Source organism: Chitinophaga parva, from assembly GCF_003071345.1.
In the GTDB taxonomy this organism is placed as follows: Bacteria; Bacteroidota; Bacteroidia; order Chitinophagales; family Chitinophagaceae; genus Chitinophaga; species Chitinophaga parva.
In genome coordinates, this window is the sequence record NZ_QCYK01000001.1 from 368,793 (window position 1) to 385,533 (window position 16,741).

Here is a 16,741-nt window from a genome sequence, read left to right on the forward strand (position 1 = left end):
ATTGATATTTATAGCTATTTCAATTGTTGAACCCCGTTATTGGTTTTAAAATGTTAATTTGGAAAAGGCAACCGTTAAACAGTACTTTGAATGCACCCTGCCGTTCATAAAAAAATAAAACTGGGATTTTATATCGCTTTCACTGTAATGGTGGGAGCTGCCGTTTTTTCTTACCTGATCGCCATCAATCTTATCAATAATGCCACCCGCCTCAATCACTCCATTGAAGTGACCAAGCGGCTGGAAGTGATCAATGCGGACCTGAAGGAAGCCGAAGCCGCGGTGCGGGGCTTCAGCATTACACACGACAGCAGTTTCCTGCATCCCTCCATGGTGGACCGCAGCGCCAACATTGAGCGCCAGTACCGCCAGTTGCGGCGCTTTACGGAAAACCATCCTGCCCAGCAAAGACAGCTGGATACCCTGAAGATCCTGCTGGACAACAAATACATGCAGCTCATGCTGGCCGCCCGCATGGACACACCCGGCGGGGAGCGGCACGAGGTACAGCAGAACCAGGCAGCCAGTAACCGCATTGAAAAAAAGATCCGCGACATGGAACGCATAGAAGACCAGTTGCTCACGGAAAAATCTGCCCTGTTCAATTTCTTTTCTTCCCTGTGGGTGCCCGTGATCTTTGTGACTTCTTTGCTGGCCATGATCATTGGCATCTATTCCTTCGTAGTGCTCAATAAGGAATACAAGCTGCAACTGCACATTGATGCGCGGCTGAAGCAGTACCAGCAGGAGCTACAGCAACACATTTCCCTGCTGGCCAAAAGCAACCAGGAACTGGAACAATTTGCCTACGTGGCCTCCCACGACCTGCAGGAGCCGCTGCGCAAGATCACCACTTTCAGTGACCGCCTGCAGGGCAAGTACGGCCACCTGCTTCCCCAGGATGGGCTGGACTTACTGGCCCGTATGAACAATGGCGTAGGACGCATGCGGGTATTGATCAATGACCTGCTGGCCTTTTCCCGGGCAGGCCGCCTGGCCCCGGAAAATTTTGCGGATGTAGACCTCAATGTCATCCTCCAAACTGTAAGAAGTGATCTTGAACTCCCCATCCAGGAAAAAAATGTAAATATTCATTGCGATAATCTCCCCACCATCACCGGCCACGCCACAGCGCTGCACCAGCTTTTCCTCAATTTGCTGGGCAACGCCATTAAATTTGCGGCGCCGGGCCGCCCCCTCGTGGTAGATATTACCTGCCAGGTAATACCAGGCAAGGAGATCCAGGGCATTGCGAAAGATTTTCCCGCCACCGAGGAATATTGCCGCATCAGCGTGGCAGATAACGGGATAGGCTTTGAACAGGAATATGCAGACCGTATTTTCCTCCTCTTCCAGCGCCTGCATGGCATGAGTGAATACGCCGGCACCGGCATTGGCCTGGCCATCTGCAAGAAGATCGTGGAAGGCCACCATGGCGTTATACAGGCATCGGGCAAACCGGGGGAAGGCGCGCGCTTCGATATCTTTTTGCCTGTAAAACAACGGCTGCACGGCTAAACAATGCCCGGTAGAAAAAGCTAGCATCCTTATTGCGGATGGGCATTGCACCATTACCGATTTTCTCTTTATGACCGACAAATCAATCCACATCCTGATGGTAGACGACGACGAGGACGATTTCTTCCTTGTCAGCGAACTGCTGCAGGATATTTCTCCCGCCCAATACGAGATTGAATGGGCCTCCACCTACGCCAAGGGCCTTGAGGAAATTGAAAAGAAGCGCCACGATATTTACCTCATTGATTACCGCCTGGGGCCTTACACGGGTATAGACATCCTGCACCACTTCACGGAGCTGCACTACAAAGCCCCCGTGATCATGCTCACGGGTAAAGGTGATTACAACATTGACCGGGAAGCGATGGAAGCAGGCGCCAGTGACTACCTTGTAAAAGGTGAGATCAGTTCCGCCCTGCTGGAACGCTCCATCCGCTATGCACTGGATGAATACAAGCACCTCCGCACCCTGGAAGCCAGTGAGAAAAAATACTACGGCGTGTTTGAAAAAGCGCACGACCTCATTCTCATGGCGGACCGTAATAAACAGATCATTGACGCCAACCCCGCAGCCCTGCGGGTGCTGGAGTACAGCAAGGAAGAGCTGCTGCAAATGAACCTGCAATCCCTCTTCCTGCAATCAGAGCAGCGCGATTTTTTCATGTCGCACATCGGCGATGAAAGCATTACCGGCCAGGTGGAATATTTCTTCAGCACCAAGCTGGGGAAGCGCCTCATTGTACTGGCAAACGGCATCATGCTGGATGAGCAGGAACAGACCTTCCTTTGCGTAGCCCAGGATATCACCGATAAAAAACAAAAGGAACAGGAGCGCGCGCAGCAGGAAAAATTTGCCATCACGGGCCGCATTGCCCGCGTGATAGCCCACGAGGTACGCAACCCGCTCACCAATATCCTGCTGGCCATCAGCCAGTTTAAACAGGGAGAACTCCCCAGCTACGAAGAAAGCCAGTTGTATGTGGATATCATTGAGCGTAACTGTACCCGCATTAACCAGCTGATCACAGAACTGCTGCACAGCACCCGCATGAGCGAGATGAACATGCAAGCCTATATTGTGAACGAGCTGATAAGCAAAACCCTGCAACTGGCCGCAGACCGCCTGCAGCTCAACGAGATCATGGTGCACAAGAATTTCATGCTGGGCGATGCCTATATCATGGTGGATGAAGAGAAGATCCTCATTGCGCTGCTCAATATTGTGATCAACGCCATTGAGGCCATGACACCCGGACAGGGCATTCTCTCCGTGGCCACAGAGCTGAACAACGACAAGGTATACATCACCATCACCGATAATGGTGCCGGCATACCGGAGGCCAATAAAGCCCGTCTCTTTGATCCTTTCTTTACCAATAAACCAAAAGGTACAGGCCTGGGCCTCACCAGCACGCAAAACATTATCCTCAATCATAAAGGCGCCGTACACGTGGATAGCGAAGAAGGACGGGGTACTACATTCCGGGTCTCTTTTCCGGTGTATGATCAGTGAAAAATTGTCTTAGGTCTTATGTCTTAAGTCTCAGGTACTATTAAGTAAAGTAAAAAACAGGACCTAAGACCTGAAACCTAAGACTTAGCCCCATCATTCAAATGCTTCTCTATCTTTTCCTGGCTTTTCTCAATATCGCCTGTGGCGTCTTCTTTCCTTTCAATGGCATCTTTCAGTTTTCCTAATTCCTTTTCCATGGGATCGTCTTCCTTCCGGGAGGCGCGCCGGCGGCGGGTTTGCTCGGCCAGCATGGAGTAGTATTGATGCATAGTATCCAGTTCCCTTTCGGTAAGGTCTTCTGCGCCTATCAGTTTATTATTGGCCATTTTGGTAGCGGCAATCAGCTCATTCAGTTTTAACTGGATGGATTTGGAGTCTTTGTTTTGTGACTTCTGGATGAGGAACACCATCAGGAAGGTGATGATGGTAGTACTGGTATTAACAATGAGCTGCCACGTATCTGAGTAGTGGAATACCGGCCCGGTGAAAGCCCACACCACGATGAATGCTATGGCGATAATAAAGGCCGCGGAGCTGCCGGTGGCGCAGATCACCCAGGACGAAAATTTTTCAAACAGGCTTGCTTTCTCCGCATTGATTGGTTCCTTTTCGGTTTGCATAACGATAGTGGTTTTTCTGATGTGTATCCAAGATACATACCGGAAATAAAGATCCCCTGTTGCAGCAGTAGTGCAACAGGGGACGTATTGAAAATGTAAACGTGTTTAGTAATTAATGTTCAGCAGGCGCAGTTTATTGTACAGCGTTTTGCGGTCAATGTTCAGCAACTGTGCGGCTTTGGTCTTGTTATACTTCACTTCTTTCAGCACGTTGATGATCTTGTTGTACTCAGCCTGCAGGGCCACGGTTTTCAGGTCGTTGTCCTTGGCCATTTGTACCAGTTCTTCCACCTGGTCTTCCACGAAGTGCTGGGTGAATGACTCTTTCATTTCAAGGGGCAGGGTGCTCATGGAGATCTCCTCGCCCTGGGGGGTGAGCAGGCAGGCGCGGCGGATCACGTTCTTCAGTTCACGGATATTGCCGGGCCAGTTATATTTCTTGAAGCATTCCCATACTTCGGGAGAGATGCGGCCGGTTTGTTTCTGCAGTTCTTTTTCCACCTGGCGTACAAAGGCGTTTACAAACAACTGTATGTCCTCCTGGCGTTCGCGCAGCGGTGGAATGTAAATGGTGAACTCATTGAAGCGGTGGAAAAGGTCTTCGCGGAAGCGTCCTTTCTGCACGCTTTCAGACAGCTTTTCATTAGAGGCCACAATGATGCGCACATCAATGGGAATTTCCTTCATGCTGCCCACGCGGCGTATTTGTTTTTCCTGCACTACACGCAGCAGGGCTACCTGTATATCGTAAGAGAGGTTGGCAATTTCATCGAGGAAAAGGGTGCCGCCCTGGGCCTGTTCAAATGCCCCTACCTTGGTACCGATAGCACCCGTAAAGGCGCCTTTTTCATGACCAAACAATTCGCTGGCCGCCAGTTCCTTGGAAAGGCTACCGCAATCCAGTGCTACAAAGGGCTGGCCCCTGCGCTTACTGTGCTGGTGAATGAGCTGCGCCACGGACTCTTTGCCAGTACCGGTTTCACCGAAGATGATCACACTGTAATCTGTGGGTGCTACCAGGTTTATCTGGCGGTACAGTTCCTTTGCAGGGCTGCTGTCGCCATACACGTATTTTTCATCGCGGCGGTTTTCCAGTGTTTCGCTCTGCGGTTCTTTATATTCGGAATGGCCGGCGGCGGGTGCCGGCGGCGCTGTATTGGCCGGAGGCATGCTGCCAGGCAGCGGGGGCAATGCGTTACCGTATTGCTCTTTCACGGCTTCCTGGTGCACAAAGGCCTTATGAATGAGATTCAGGATCTCATCCGGGTACAGTGGTTTGGAGATATAATCGTAAGCACCATTTTTTACCATATCCACCGCCACCCGTACGTCGGTGTAGCCGGTGATGATGATCACAATGGTCTGTGGGCTCAGTCCGCGGATATCCTGCAGCAGTTGTGCGCCGTCTGTATCTTTCAGGCGGTAATCACACAAGGCCAGGTCATAGGTTTTTTCTTTCATCATCTTCAGCGCGGTGGCGCCAGACATGGTGGTGTCTACCTTGAACCCGTGTTTACTTAAGAACTTGCTGAGGAGCGTGCAGATGTTTATTTCATCATCGATGATAAGAATGTTCTTCATAATTTACAACAATTGGCGATGGCCATTAAATTTACGAATATATCAGGGTAGAGCCTTGTCAGCTTTTGAAGTTATTGATCAGGTCATCCAGGTTTTTGGTGCTGAATGGTTTGGCCAGGAAGTACGATGCGCCGGTTTCCAGGGCTTGTTGTTTTTCCGGTCCGTTATCGTATGCACTAATGGTGATCACCGGGAGGTTGGGACATTGGCGCTTGATATTGGGCAATGCTTCCAGGCCAGAACCGTCGGGCAGGTTGATATCCAGGAAGAGTATATCGGGCCGTTGGTTTTCCAGGTGCCGGAGGCCTTCGGTAAGACTGTTCACGTACTTCACGTTGTACCCATGTCTTACCAAGCTCAGTTGCAGCAGCCTGCAAATGTCCGGTTCATCGTCGATAATCAAAATAGACGCCCCTTTCACGCCCGGATCAGTTAAGGCTGAGATATAAGGGTGGTCTTGCCTCGGTATTTTTTGATGCAACATATTTTTGCTTATTCCATTGTTCCATTAATAAACGGGCCATCAGGTAACACACGGTAGATTCTGCACCCTGGTTCTGATTGACATAGTTCGTTTCTAATCCATCGTAACATCCGTAGGTGAGCGGATTATAAATGACCTGCTTCAAGTGGTTATTGCCAAGATACCAGCTAAAGGCGATGCGCATTCTTTCCAGGTAAAAGGGATTGGCGGTCGCATCAAAGAAGGTTTGCAGTGTAAACATCGTGTAGGCTATTTCAATGGGTTGTTCCCCTCCATCGGCAGTACAATTTTCTGCGTCTTCCTTTTTAAACCAATTGCGATTGCTGATCACTTTCATGTAGCGTTCCTTAAACGTTTTGCTGCACAGGAATTCAAAACTCTGTTCGGCAATGTGTTTATAGACCGCTTTACCAGTAGCCATCCAGGCCATCATCATGGCCTCCGGCAGCACGGCATTGCCGTATGTCAGGCAAGGTTCGTACCATTTCCACGCGTCATCGTGGTTATTGGCATATAATTTTTGCAGGCGGGTGGCCAGTTTATTGATCAGGTTCACCACGCTGCGCGAGGTTTCGTACCGCAGGTAAAAATACAGCCCTTTAATGGCAAATGCCATAGCCCGGGGGCTGGCAAGATCTTCTATCCAGGTAAAGCAGTCGCGCAGGTAAAGATAAGCCTGTTTCACCAGCGATGTAGGCAGGTGGCTGCTTTCCGCCATCAGGTAGCCCAGGGCCCAGATAGCGCGGCCATTGCTGTCTTCCAGGTTGCAGTTCCGGTTTTCAGCGGTGAACTGGCGTTCCGTATTCACATAATTGAGGAAGCCCTTATCCGGCTGCTGGCAAAAGCCTATGAAATCCAGGTACTTATGCGCCAGGCTAAGCACATACCGGTTGCCGGAAAACTCCCGGGCGTACATGCACATGGCAATGAGGGCGCGGGCGTTATCGTCCAGCGTGTAGCCGGATGCGGGGTCGGGCACGTCATATCTGGCAAACTGGATCATCCCAAATTCATCGGTGAGGCGGTCTGCATGGTCCAGGAAGGCCGCGGGCAGGTTGGGCAGCATAAACTGCTGCTCCCGCTGTATGTCCTGGTACATGGCCATATGGGCCAGGGCCACGTTTTCCCAAATGGAGGAGCGCGTTTTTTCCATGGCCCTGGCGCTCATGGAAGCCCGCAGGGCAGGGTTGCCCAGCAGTTTCAGGGCGGCATCTGCCAGCTGGTCGTGGTTATTAAAGTCTATCAGGTAGCCGGAAGTTTCGTCCAGCATTTCCCGGGCCTGCACAAACGAGGTGGCTATCACGGGGCAGCCGGCGCTCATGGCGTACACAAAAGTGCCGCTCACCGCCTGGTGTGGGTCAATGGAGGTAAATAAATAGATGTCTGTGATAGCCAGGTAGTTCAGCAGGTCTTCCAGGGAAAGGTAGCTGTTCACAAACCGTACGTGGTTTTGCAAACCATACTCGGCCACCAGGGCCTCCAGGCGTTCGCGGTACCGCTCTCCTTCCCGCGCCACAATGGTGGGATGGGTTTTGCCGAGGATGAGGTACACTGCCGCTGGGAACCGGTCTGCAATGCGCCGCATGGCGCGGATGCCGGTTTCCAGCCCTTTATTCTCACTCAGCAGCCCAAAGGTGGACAACACCATTTTACCCTGTACGCCAAAGCGTTTCTTCACCATTTCCCGGTCGTCCACAATGTGGGCATGGGTACCGTGGGGAATGTGAATGATCTTTTCTGCAGGCAGGTGGTAAGTACTGGTGAGAATGTCCGCAGAGGTCTGGGTCATCACCGTGATCCTGGATGCCAGGGACCCGATGAGGCTCACCGTTTTCAGGCATTTCTGGTCCGGGTTGGGCAACACGGTATGGAACCGTACTATATAGGGTTTATCCAACAAGGACAAAAGGCCCAGCAGGTTGTGGCCGTAATCGCCACCGTAAAGTCCGAATTCATGTTCAATACAAACGAGGTCAATGTCGGGGTTGGCGTTAATGGCATGGGCCATCGCCAGGCAGCTTTCGGCGTCGTGCGCATTGAGCGTATATGTTACAGGTAGTTCATAATCAATTTGTTTACCCGGTTCCAACAGGGCGCAGACCTGGATATGCAGCTGCCCGGCAAAGGTTTTATGCAGGGCATTTACAAGGTCTTGTGCAAAGGTGGCAATGCCGCATTGACGGGGCGGATAAGAGGTGATAAAAAGCAAGGTTTTGTTCATAGTTCAATTTTTTCAGTCTCACACCTGGTCATGGTTTCTTTTTCGCTAAACAGTCAGGAGCTGGCAGTACGGGGTGTAACTTCAAATATCAATCCAGCAGGTCGCCGGGTAACGGGCTTTCAGGGGCCTCCGTCAACTGTGGAATATTTTCCACGGTTTTTGTTGCAATTGGGGCAGGGGAAACCTGGGCGCTCCATGAATGCTTCTGCAGGGGAAGGCCCGGTGGTATGGGGTTTGCAATTGTAAAAACTAATCAGAAACGGAAACCATGCTTGAAAAAGGGAGCCTGCTCACAGGGTCCCTTTTCTTTTTTTCCTTAACAAGCCATTCACTAGCTGATCAATGAAAATGTTGACATTTGAAACACAATGCAAGGAAGATTGATCTCTGGTTTTTGCACTTTCCTGCTTTGGGCTTGTCTTTTTTCCGGGTGTACTGCGGGCAGTTGTGCTGCAAGCCACTGCCCAGGTTTCCGGGAAGCAGGTAATGCCGTAGTAATAACACACCTTTTATGATGGTTCTCAAAACTATGCATCCATGATGGTAGTTTTCATTTGATCTCAGTATGCTACAGGATGTGCACCTGTGGTCTGCTGCAAAACCTTGTCCCTGGTTGTCTAACCAGGGATTTTATCATTGATTCAATTTGCCAATGACCGGCTTTTGAAATGCGGATGCATTATTGTAAATTAAAATTGAAACAGTTAACGCTCCCCAACTTAGATTGCCCGTTTGCACACCGGCCCAAATCCTAGCCACATGAGAAGTATGTCATTTACTTTTTCCCTCGGTGGGGTTACCCACATTGTGATGGTCCGCAAGATTCCCTGGAAAAGCCAGGTGGCCGTTCTCATGGACGGTGAGGAATGGCAATATGAAGTGGATGCCCCGGGTATTGTGCTCCTGCCGGGTAAGAGCCAGCCTCCCCCACCCGCCTTGGAAGAAAAGATCCTGCAGATGCTGAAGCTTTACTTTGCCCCTGTGCAGTAAAGCATGCCACAAAAAACAGCAGGAGATCCGTACCAACGCAGCAAATCAACCTCCCAATACAATAAAAAAAACGCACCGCTTTTGCGCGGTGCGTACCATTGGCCGGAGGCCACCTTTAATATTTTTACCCTTTGCATCACACGGCAAAGACGTGTTCAGATAAATCCTTTCTCCAGCGCCATGAAAGCTTCTGCTGCATTTTGCTGTTCCCACAAAATGGAATACACTGCCTGCGCTACCGGCATATATGCACCTACCTCGCGGTTGATCTCATAGATGCACCTGCTTGCATAATAACCTTCCGCCACCATGTTCATTTCCAGCTGGGCAGCTTTTACGCTGTATCCCTTGCCGATCATGTTACCAAACGTGCGGTTGCGGCTATGCAGGCTGTAACAGGTTACCAGCAGGTCACCCAGGTAAGCGCTGGCATTGTAATCATGCTCCGGCGCCAGGTGATGTTCCGTGCCGGCGTACTGGCCATATTTTTCCAGGAAGCCCTGCATCTCGCGGAATGAGTTGGTGATGAGTACACTCAGGAAGTTATCGCCGTAGTCAAGCCCATGGCCAATGCCGGCGCCCAGTGCGTAGATGTTCTTCAGCAGTGCCGCAAATTGCACACCTATCACGTCTGTGTTCACCACCGTTTGTAAATTTGCGTTGGTAAAGAGGGCCGCCAGCTCCGCCGTGGCGGCGGGTTGCAGGCCGGAGAAGGTGAGGTAGGATAATTTTTCCGCCGCTACTTCCTCTGCGTGGCAGGGGCCGGTGATGGTAAAATATTGTTCCAGGGGCAGGCCAAATTCTGTGAGCAGGTATTCGTTGATCAGCCGGTTCTGGTCCGGGATCATGCCTTTGATGGCAGAGATCACTTTCTTGTTCTGCAGCGCATCTTCCGGCAGGGCTTCCAGCACGGACGTGAGGAAGGCAGAGGGCACTGCGAGGATCACCGTGTCGCACGCGGCTACCACGGTTTGCAGGTTGTCACTCAGTTGCAACAGGGCTGTATTGAAATATACAGAGGTCAGGTAATGTTTATTATGATGCCTTGTTTGCATGTGGCGGATCACTTCTTCGCTGCGTATCCACCAGTACACGGGTTGTCCATTGTCAGTCAGGATCTTGGCCAGGGCGGTGGCCCAGCTGCCGCTGCCCACAATTGCAATCGGATTTGCCATACTCACTTGTTGGGTATTTTTGCGCAAAGTAACTAAAATAAGGTACTTATGGTGGATTTAAGAAATGTTAAAAAGCCCGGGGCTCCCTTGTACGCAAAGTCCTGAAACGAAAGCAGGTAGCGGCTTTGCAACCACTACCTGCACAAAAAGGCCTTTATAAGCGGGTTTTCTACTTCTTGTCAAACAGGGTGCTGGCCGGCACCACCTTTACTTTTTTGCCATTCTCCAGTTGTTTAGAAATGGCCGGGTAGGGCGCGCTTACCACTTCGTCACCGGCTTTGAGGCCGGATTTAATTTCGATGTAGTCATCATCCTGTACATCGGTGGTTACCTCCACCTGTTTCACCGTTCCGTCTTTCTGCACCACAAACACTACTTCCTTGGTTTGGCTGGGTGTGGCAGCGTCTCCATCTTCCTTGCGGGCATCCTTGCCTTTCAGGCTGGCAGTATCTTTTACTTCGCGGGTGGTTACGGCATTCACCGGCACGGCCAGTACATTTTTATGGGTACGGGTGCGGATATTCACGCTGGCGCTCATGCCGGGGCGGAAGGGAAAGTTCTTGGGATGGGCAGGATCTATCAGGTCTGCATACGTGTCGCGCAGCAGGCGGATATGCACTACGTAGTTGGTCACTGTTTCGCCGGAAGAAGAGGTGCTGGTGGTGGTGTTGGTAAGGGCTGCGCCCTTGTTGGACGCGGCGATCTGGGTTACAACGCCTTTGAACTTGCGATCGTTATAGGCATCTACTTCCACGATAGCGGTATCGCCGTAGTGCACTTTGGGCACATCATTTTCTCCTACATCCACCTGTGTTTCTATAACGCTGAGGTCTGCAATGCGCAGCATTTCTGTACCGGTCATCTGCGCGGTACCTACCACGCGTTCCCCTTTCTTTACAGAGAGCAGGGAGATAATGCCACTCATAGGCGCATCAATGGTGGTGCGCCCCAGTGTTTTATTGGCTTCCGTAACGTTTGCCTGGGCGCTGGCTACGGCAAATCTATTACTGTTGATAGACTGCACGGCTGCATTGTAATCTGCCTGGGCAGAAAGATAGGTGGCTTGCGCGGTTTCAAATTCAGAACGGCTCACTACTTTTTGTTCATTGAGGGCTTTGGCGCGGTCATAGGCGGCTTTTGCCTGTTCCAGCTTAGCCTGGTAAGAGCTCAGGGCTGCATTGGAGTTGGCCAGCTGGGCCTGCGACTGGCTGTAGGCGGCCATGGCGCGGTCCCGCTGGGAGCCGTAGATGTCTGCATAAATACGGGCCAGGGTCTGGCCTTTTTTCACAGAATCGCCCTCCATAACCAGCAGATCGGTGATCTCGCCCGATACGTCGGAACTTACTTTTACTTCCGTTTCGGGATAGATCTTTCCACTCGCGGCTACTACTTCGGTAATATCGCGGGTGGCTGCTTTGTCAGTGGCTACCTTAATGCCTTCATCCTTGTGCGTGGCTTTCATCACTACGATGATAAGCACCAGCAAGAGGAGAATGCCTCCAATCCAAAAGAGCGTCCTTTTTTTCATATTGCGGTAATGTGTGTGTCGTGTTTTGACGGATGGGCCACCGGTGCCTACAGGGTGATATGCTGATCCCTGTAGAATTCCAGCAACTTCATTTTAAAGATGTAATCATACAGGGCAGATACTTTATCGATCTGGGCCCGGAACAGGTTACTCTGTGTAGTAATATAATCGATGGTATTCATCAGCCCCAGTTCATAGCGCTTGCTGGCAAAATCAAATGCCCGCTGGGAAGCTTCCACGGAGCGGGAGGCTGCGTTGTATTTTTGTAAAGAGCCTACCGCATTTGCATAAGCGGTATAAATATCCTGTTTCAGCTTCTGGTTGTCCAGGTCTGTGGTCAGTTTCTGATTTTCCAGGTTCAGTTTTGCCTTGTTGTAATTGGTGCGCAGCTGCCAGCCGTTCAGGATGGGAATGTTCAAGGTAATCCCCAGCCCCTGCTGGAAGTTATCACTGAGCTGGGTTTTAAACGGTACATAATAGCTGGTGAATGTTTTGGGATAGTAGGCCCCTACGTTGGCGCCATTGGGCACACCCGGCGCGGTTTCCACGTTGCCGATCACGCTGTAGCCATAAGTGAGCGCATCGCCCTGGTTGGGCGTGTGGGCATAATAGGAACGTAAAAAACCAGACACAGACAGGGTGGGAAACATGGCACCAAAGGCAGCTTTTTTCAGCTTCTGGTATTCATCTATCCGCAACTGGTCTGCTTTTACAAGGGGGTATGTTGCCTGCGCGGCGCTGTACACCATTTCCGGCGCCAGCTCTGTGAGGTGGGGCATGGGAATATCTGCAATATTGCCCGGCACCTGCGGGGCGTAAGACTGGTCAAAGCCCAGGTTCAGCAAGGCTTTCATCTGTATCACAGACACGATCTGGGTGGTCTGGGCAGATACCAGTGTGCTGCTGTCGCGTGCCAGCTGGGCTTCCAGGTCGGCCTGGTTGCTTTCCGGCACGGCGCCGGCTATCACTTGCTTGCGGGTATTTTCCAACTGGGACTGGGTGAGCTTCAGCTGGTTCTGGCTGATATTTACCTGCTCATCATTGAGCAGGATCTGGAGGAATGCCTGTGCCACGTTCAGGGCCACATCGTTCTTTGCCTTTTCCAGCAGCATATCATTGGCCCTGCTTTCAAAACGGTTCCCGGCAATCTGGTTGCGGAGCGAAAACCAGTTGAAGATATTGGCGCTGGCCTGCAAACCGGGGCTGGTGGATAAATAACCCTGGTTCACAAATACGTTGGAGGTGGGGTCAATCGTACGACCCAGGTTATAGTTCTCACTGAAGGCAGCCGCCACGTTCGGCACTTGCTGCATCTGGCTTTGTTTCAGCGTCAGCGCGGCAAAGCGGCGCTGCACATCCTGTTGCTTAATCGTGATATTATGCTGCATGGCATAATCAACACTCTCTTGTAGGGTCCAGGGACGAACAGAGTCTGCCACCTGCGCAGCCACGGGCTGCACACCAGCTACCAGTAAAGAAAAACACAAGCCAATGCTTGCCGGGGCGAATAACTTCATGGGTAAAACTGAATAAGATAGTTGTGGCAATGCCTTTTTAAACGTCCTCACAGCAGGCAATACACGGGCAGGCATGGCGCGTAGCCACACTAAGTTAAGGCAAAACATGATACAATATTTATGTAGTTGTAGAAATGCGGGAAAGGGCTGACCAGCGTTCCAGTCATGATAATTTTACCCGGCTGGTCCCTGGCCCCCCTTTGATCAGGATACCACCTGGCCATCCTGCAGGCGTATAATGCGGTTTCCATACCCCGCGTTCTCTTCGGAATGGGTCACCTGTATGATCGTGATCTTGTCCTGCTCATTCAGGGTGCGGAACAGCTCCATGATCTGGCGTGCCTGTTCAGAATGCAGGTTGCCCGTGGGCTCATCCGCCAGCAGCACCTGGGGCTGGGCCACTACCGCGCGGGCTATACCCACCAGTTGCTGCTGCCCCCCGGAAAGCTGCGCGGGGAAAAGATCTTTCTTGGCCACGATGTTAAAGCGGTCCAGGATATCAGCCACTTTGCTTTTACGTTCACCGCCGCTCATATTTTTATAGAGCAGGGGCGTTTCAATATTCTCATACACCGTCAGTTCGTCAATGAGGTGGTAAGCCTGGAATACGAAGCCAATGTGGCCGCGGTGCAACTGGGTGCGCTTCTTTTCATTCAGCTTGCTCACCAGCTCCCCGTCAAATACATACTGCCCGTCCGTAGGCTCTTCCAGCAGGCCCATAATGTGCAGCAGCGTGGATTTGCCGCTACCGGAAGGCCCCATGATCGATACAAATTCACCTTCGTGGATCACCAGGTCTATGTCCCGGAGAATATCTACTTTGCCGAAACCGGCAGGGTAACTCTTGCTGATGTGCTTTAACTGTATCATTGCTATTTGTTCGTTTGAAAAGATGTGTTAATCCAGGCTGCGCAAGCTTTTCACCGGGTTAGCCAGCGCCGTGCGGATGGCATTGAAACTCACGGTGCAGAAAGCGATCCCCACGGCGATCACCGCCACCAGTAAGAAAGTCCAGCCCTGTATATGAATGCGGTAAGCGTAATCAGACAACCAGCGGTCCATGCCATACCACGCCAGGGGCGCGGCCAGCAGGATGGAAAGGACCACCAGTTTCAGGAAATCAGCAGAAAGCAGCAGTACCAGGTTGTTCACACTGGCGCCCAGCACCTTGCGGATGCCTATTTCGCGGGTACGCTGGGCCATGGCCATCACCGCTATGGCAAAGAGGCCCATGCAGGCAATGAGGATGGCCAGTACTGCGGCGCTGATAAAAATGCGGGACAGTCTTCCTTCCTGGTTATACTGGCGGTCTGTATTCTCATCCAGGAAGCTGCCCTGGAAAGTACTGCCAGGCGCCACTTCTTCCCAGGCCTGCTTTACCAGGTGCATGGAAGCCGGCAGGTTGCCCGGGCCTACTTTCACAAAAATATAGCGCAGGTTTTCCCGGCCGGAAAGGGTGAATGAAAGCGGCGAGATCGTTTTCTTCAGTGATTCAAAATTAAAATCCTTCACCACGCCTATAATGGGCATGGGTGGCTGGTTGCCACTCACCGGCATCAGTTGTCCTACTGCCTTCTCCGGCCCGCCCAGTATGCGCGCCATGGCTTCATTGATCACCAGTGCGTTGGTGTCCGTGGCAAAGCTGGGAGAGAAATCGCGGCCGGCCAGCAGGCGCATGCCCATGGTATTTACATAATCATAATCCACCGTGCGCCAGTGCGTGGTGATCATGTGATCGTTGTACATGAAAGACAACATGGAGGTAGACATGCTGCCGTCGTTGCCCCGGCCCATATTCACATTGGCGGCGCTGATGCCTTTTACCCGGCCGTCGCTGCCCAGCTTATTCCGCAGGCGTTGTATGGCTTGTTCGTACTGCACTTTATTGTCCAGGGGAATGCTGATCACCTCTTCCTTATTGTAGCCCAGGGGCATGCTGCGCAGGAAATTGAGCTGCTGCCAGGCCACCAGGGTGCAGCAGATCAGGGCAGCCGCGATGGTAAACTGGCCTACAATGAGGCTATTGCGCAGGCGGTTGTTGCTACCCACGCGTAGCTTGCCTTTCAGTACCTGCAGGGTATTGAAGCGGGCCATGCGCCAGGCAGGATAGCCACCGGCAAATACAGTGATCAATACAAACGCTGTAGCCGTATAAGCCAGCAGGTGCAGATCTTTCAGCAGGGAGAAGGAAAGCCCTGCGCGGAACATGCCGTTGTAAAAAGGTAGCAGCAGCCTTGCACACAAAAGACCCAGTACCAGCGCCATCAGGCATTGGATCAGGGTTTCACTCCAAAGCTGCAGCACCAGCTGGCGTTCCAGGGCGCCCATTACTTTGCGCATTCCTATCTCCCGCCCGCGGCCAAAGGCGCGGGCCAGGGCGATGTTCACAAAATTGGTTGCGGCAATGAAAATGATAAAGCAGGCAATGGCCATCAGCAGGTAAATGAACTGGCGCCCGCTGCCACCGGTGATGGGATTGAAATGCACTTCCTTCAGCGGCAGCAGCTGCAGGCGGATAAAGTTGCCATTCGCGTCCGGCTGGGCCCCATCCTTGCGGTGGTCTTCAATGGTGCCGGCATAATATTTATTGACCATGCCCTGGATCTGCTGCGTAAAAGTGGCCGCAGCCGCGGGGTTTTCCAGTTGAATGTACTGGTCTGTCATGGAGTTATCCCAGCGGTTCTTGCACTGCTCATAATTATCATAATTTTCATACCGCTGCAGGCAGGTGAAGTCGATGGTGGAGTTTTGCGGCACATCTTTTACCACGGCGCTTACCTGGAAAGGCTTCCAGTCGCCGGAGGTCCTTACCTGTACGGTTTTGCCCACGGGGTCTGCATTGCCAAACAGGGAATGCGCCAGCTTTTCCGTGAGCACCATATCACTCATTCCCTCCAGGGGGGCCTTACTGCCGCTGATCACCGGGAAGGTGAACATGCGCAGGAAATCGGCATCCACATAGCTAACAAATTGTTCTACTTCCTTATCCCCCACACGTAGGCTGGCACTGCTCCCGATCACGCGGGTGGCGGCTTTCACGCCAGGGGCCTCATTCTTCAAAGCCGCATTGGCAGGCATGGGCAGGTTCGCCATTTCCTTGATGCGGTCCCGGTCGTTCACACTACGGTACACCTGGAAAACAGACTGACTGTTCGTATGAAAATTGTCGTACGAAAATTCGGAATACACCGTCATGGCCAGCAGCAGGGCTACGGTAAAGGCGGCAGTCATGCCCAGCAGGTTTACACCGGTCATTACCCGGGATTTCCAGAGATTGCGCCAGGCTATTTTCAGATAAGTTTTGAACATAGGGAGTACTTTTTGTGTTGAATGTAACGTATGAACGGGATGGGTCAATGCAGCCCGGATGCCCTGGTAGCCTGCGGTGATCCAGGCAAACAGTATGGACGCTGCAATGGTGGCCAGGAAAATACGGGCCCTAAATTGATCCGGGAGGTAAACCCTTCCTGCCAGCGGTACAGGCCCTGTCAAGCGGTGAGGAAATAGTGGCTGAACATGGAAGGGCCTTTTTACATGCCGCCGCCATCATCAACGTTTCCTTTGTTGCCTTTGACCAGGCAACTGCTGTATAAC

Annotated in this window: 12 protein-coding genes; 3 read left to right on the forward strand and 9 right to left on the reverse strand. The window is 51.9% G+C overall.

The window, feature by feature from the left end:
• Positions 1-90 precede the first annotated feature (90 nt).
• Both DCC81_RS01625 and DCC81_RS01630 read left to right on the forward strand, forming a co-directional pair.
• Positions 91-1,518 carry a sensor histidine kinase gene (locus tag DCC81_RS01625; protein ID WP_108684849.1) on the forward strand — a complete coding sequence of 476 codons (1,428 nt, stop codon included), beginning with the start codon at positions 91-93 and terminating at the stop codon, positions 1,516-1,518.
• A gap of 70 nt (positions 1,519-1,588) precedes the next feature.
• A complete protein-coding gene (locus tag DCC81_RS01630; protein WP_108684850.1) occupies positions 1,589-3,031 on the forward strand; it encodes a hybrid sensor histidine kinase/response regulator in 1,443 nt (480 codons plus the stop codon).
• Between the two features lie 77 nt (positions 3,032-3,108).
• Here the strand turns inward: DCC81_RS01630 and DCC81_RS01635 are convergent, their stop codons facing one another.
• From DCC81_RS01635 to DCC81_RS01650, 4 genes are all read right to left on the reverse strand, one after another.
• Positions 3,109-3,651, reverse strand: a complete 543-nt coding sequence (locus DCC81_RS01635) for a low affinity iron permease family protein (RefSeq protein ID WP_108684851.1) — start codon at positions 3,649-3,651, stop codon at positions 3,109-3,111.
• Between the two features lie 105 nt (positions 3,652-3,756).
• Complete coding sequence (locus DCC81_RS01640; RefSeq protein WP_108684852.1) at positions 3,757-5,232, reverse strand: sigma-54-dependent transcriptional regulator; 1,476 nt, start codon at positions 5,230-5,232, stop codon at positions 3,757-3,759.
• Between the two features lie 58 nt (positions 5,233-5,290).
• Entirely contained in the window at positions 5,291-5,635 is a 345-nt protein-coding gene (locus tag DCC81_RS01645) for a response regulator (protein WP_240612867.1), read from the reverse strand.
• A 25-nt stretch (positions 5,636-5,660) separates the two neighbouring features.
• Positions 5,661-7,937: a glycosyltransferase gene (locus tag DCC81_RS01650; protein ID WP_108684854.1), complete on the reverse strand. Its 2,277-nt coding sequence runs from the start codon at positions 7,935-7,937 to the stop codon at positions 5,661-5,663.
• A 759-nt stretch (positions 7,938-8,696) separates the two neighbouring features.
• On the opposite strand from DCC81_RS01650, the gene DCC81_RS01655 reads away from it, so the two are divergent.
• Positions 8,697-8,927, forward strand: coding sequence for a hypothetical protein (locus DCC81_RS01655; protein WP_133177498.1), 231 nt, complete (start codon positions 8,697-8,699; stop codon positions 8,925-8,927).
• Positions 8,928-9,082: 155 nt separating this feature from the next.
• On the opposite strand, the gene DCC81_RS01660 is transcribed toward DCC81_RS01655, so the two are convergent.
• The 5 genes from DCC81_RS01660 to DCC81_RS01680 form a co-directional block, all read right to left on the reverse strand.
• Entirely contained in the window at positions 9,083-10,102 is a 1,020-nt protein-coding gene (locus DCC81_RS01660; protein WP_108686435.1) for an NAD(P)H-dependent glycerol-3-phosphate dehydrogenase, read from the reverse strand.
• Between the two features lie 169 nt (positions 10,103-10,271).
• Complete coding sequence (locus tag DCC81_RS01665) at positions 10,272-11,630, reverse strand: efflux RND transporter periplasmic adaptor subunit (protein WP_108684856.1); 1,359 nt, start codon at positions 11,628-11,630, stop codon at positions 10,272-10,274.
• Positions 11,631-11,677: 47 nt separating this feature from the next.
• A complete protein-coding gene (locus DCC81_RS01670) occupies positions 11,678-13,147 on the reverse strand; it encodes a TolC family protein (RefSeq protein WP_165806397.1) in 1,470 nt (489 codons plus the stop codon).
• Positions 13,148-13,351: 204 nt separating this feature from the next.
• A complete protein-coding gene (locus DCC81_RS01675; protein WP_108684858.1) occupies positions 13,352-14,017 on the reverse strand; it encodes an ABC transporter ATP-binding protein in 666 nt (221 codons plus the stop codon).
• A gap of 27 nt (positions 14,018-14,044) precedes the next feature.
• The gene (locus DCC81_RS01680) at positions 14,045-16,456 is read right to left on the reverse strand and encodes an ABC transporter permease (protein WP_133177499.1); all 2,412 of its coding nucleotides are present in this window, start codon (positions 16,454-16,456) and stop codon (positions 14,045-14,047) included.
• Positions 16,457-16,741 lie beyond the last annotated feature (285 nt).

Excerpts from the sequence above, each read along its gene's own strand:
- DCC81_RS01635 (WP_108684851.1), bottom strand. The coding sequence starts at position 3,651 with ATGCAAACCGAAAAGGAACCAATCAATGCGGAGAAAGCAAGCCTGTTT.
- DCC81_RS01640 (WP_108684852.1), bottom strand. The coding sequence starts at position 5,232 with ATGAAGAACATTCTTATCATCGATGATGAAATAAACATCTGCACGCTC.
- DCC81_RS01665 (WP_108684856.1), bottom strand. The coding sequence starts at position 11,630 with ATGAAAAAAAGGACGCTCTTTTGGATTGGAGGCATTCTCCTCTTGCTG.
- DCC81_RS01660 (WP_108686435.1), bottom strand. The coding sequence starts at position 10,102 with ATGGCAAATCCGATTGCAATTGTGGGCAGCGGCAGCTGGGCCACCGCC.
- DCC81_RS01625 (WP_108684849.1), top strand. The coding sequence starts at position 91 with ATGCACCCTGCCGTTCATAAAAAAATAAAACTGGGATTTTATATCGCT.
- DCC81_RS01680 (WP_133177499.1), bottom strand. The coding sequence starts at position 16,456 with ATGTTCAAAACTTATCTGAAAATAGCCTGGCGCAATCTCTGGAAATCC.
- DCC81_RS01650 (WP_108684854.1), bottom strand. The coding sequence starts at position 7,937 with ATGAACAAAACCTTGCTTTTTATCACCTCTTATCCGCCCCGTCAATGC.
- DCC81_RS01675 (WP_108684858.1), bottom strand. The coding sequence starts at position 14,017 with ATGATACAGTTAAAGCACATCAGCAAGAGTTACCCTGCCGGTTTCGGC.
- DCC81_RS01655 (WP_133177498.1), top strand. The coding sequence starts at position 8,697 with ATGAGAAGTATGTCATTTACTTTTTCCCTCGGTGGGGTTACCCACATT.
- DCC81_RS01670 (WP_165806397.1), bottom strand. The coding sequence starts at position 13,147 with ATGAAGTTATTCGCCCCGGCAAGCATTGGCTTGTGTTTTTCTTTACTG.
- DCC81_RS01630 (WP_108684850.1), top strand. The coding sequence starts at position 1,589 with ATGACCGACAAATCAATCCACATCCTGATGGTAGACGACGACGAGGAC.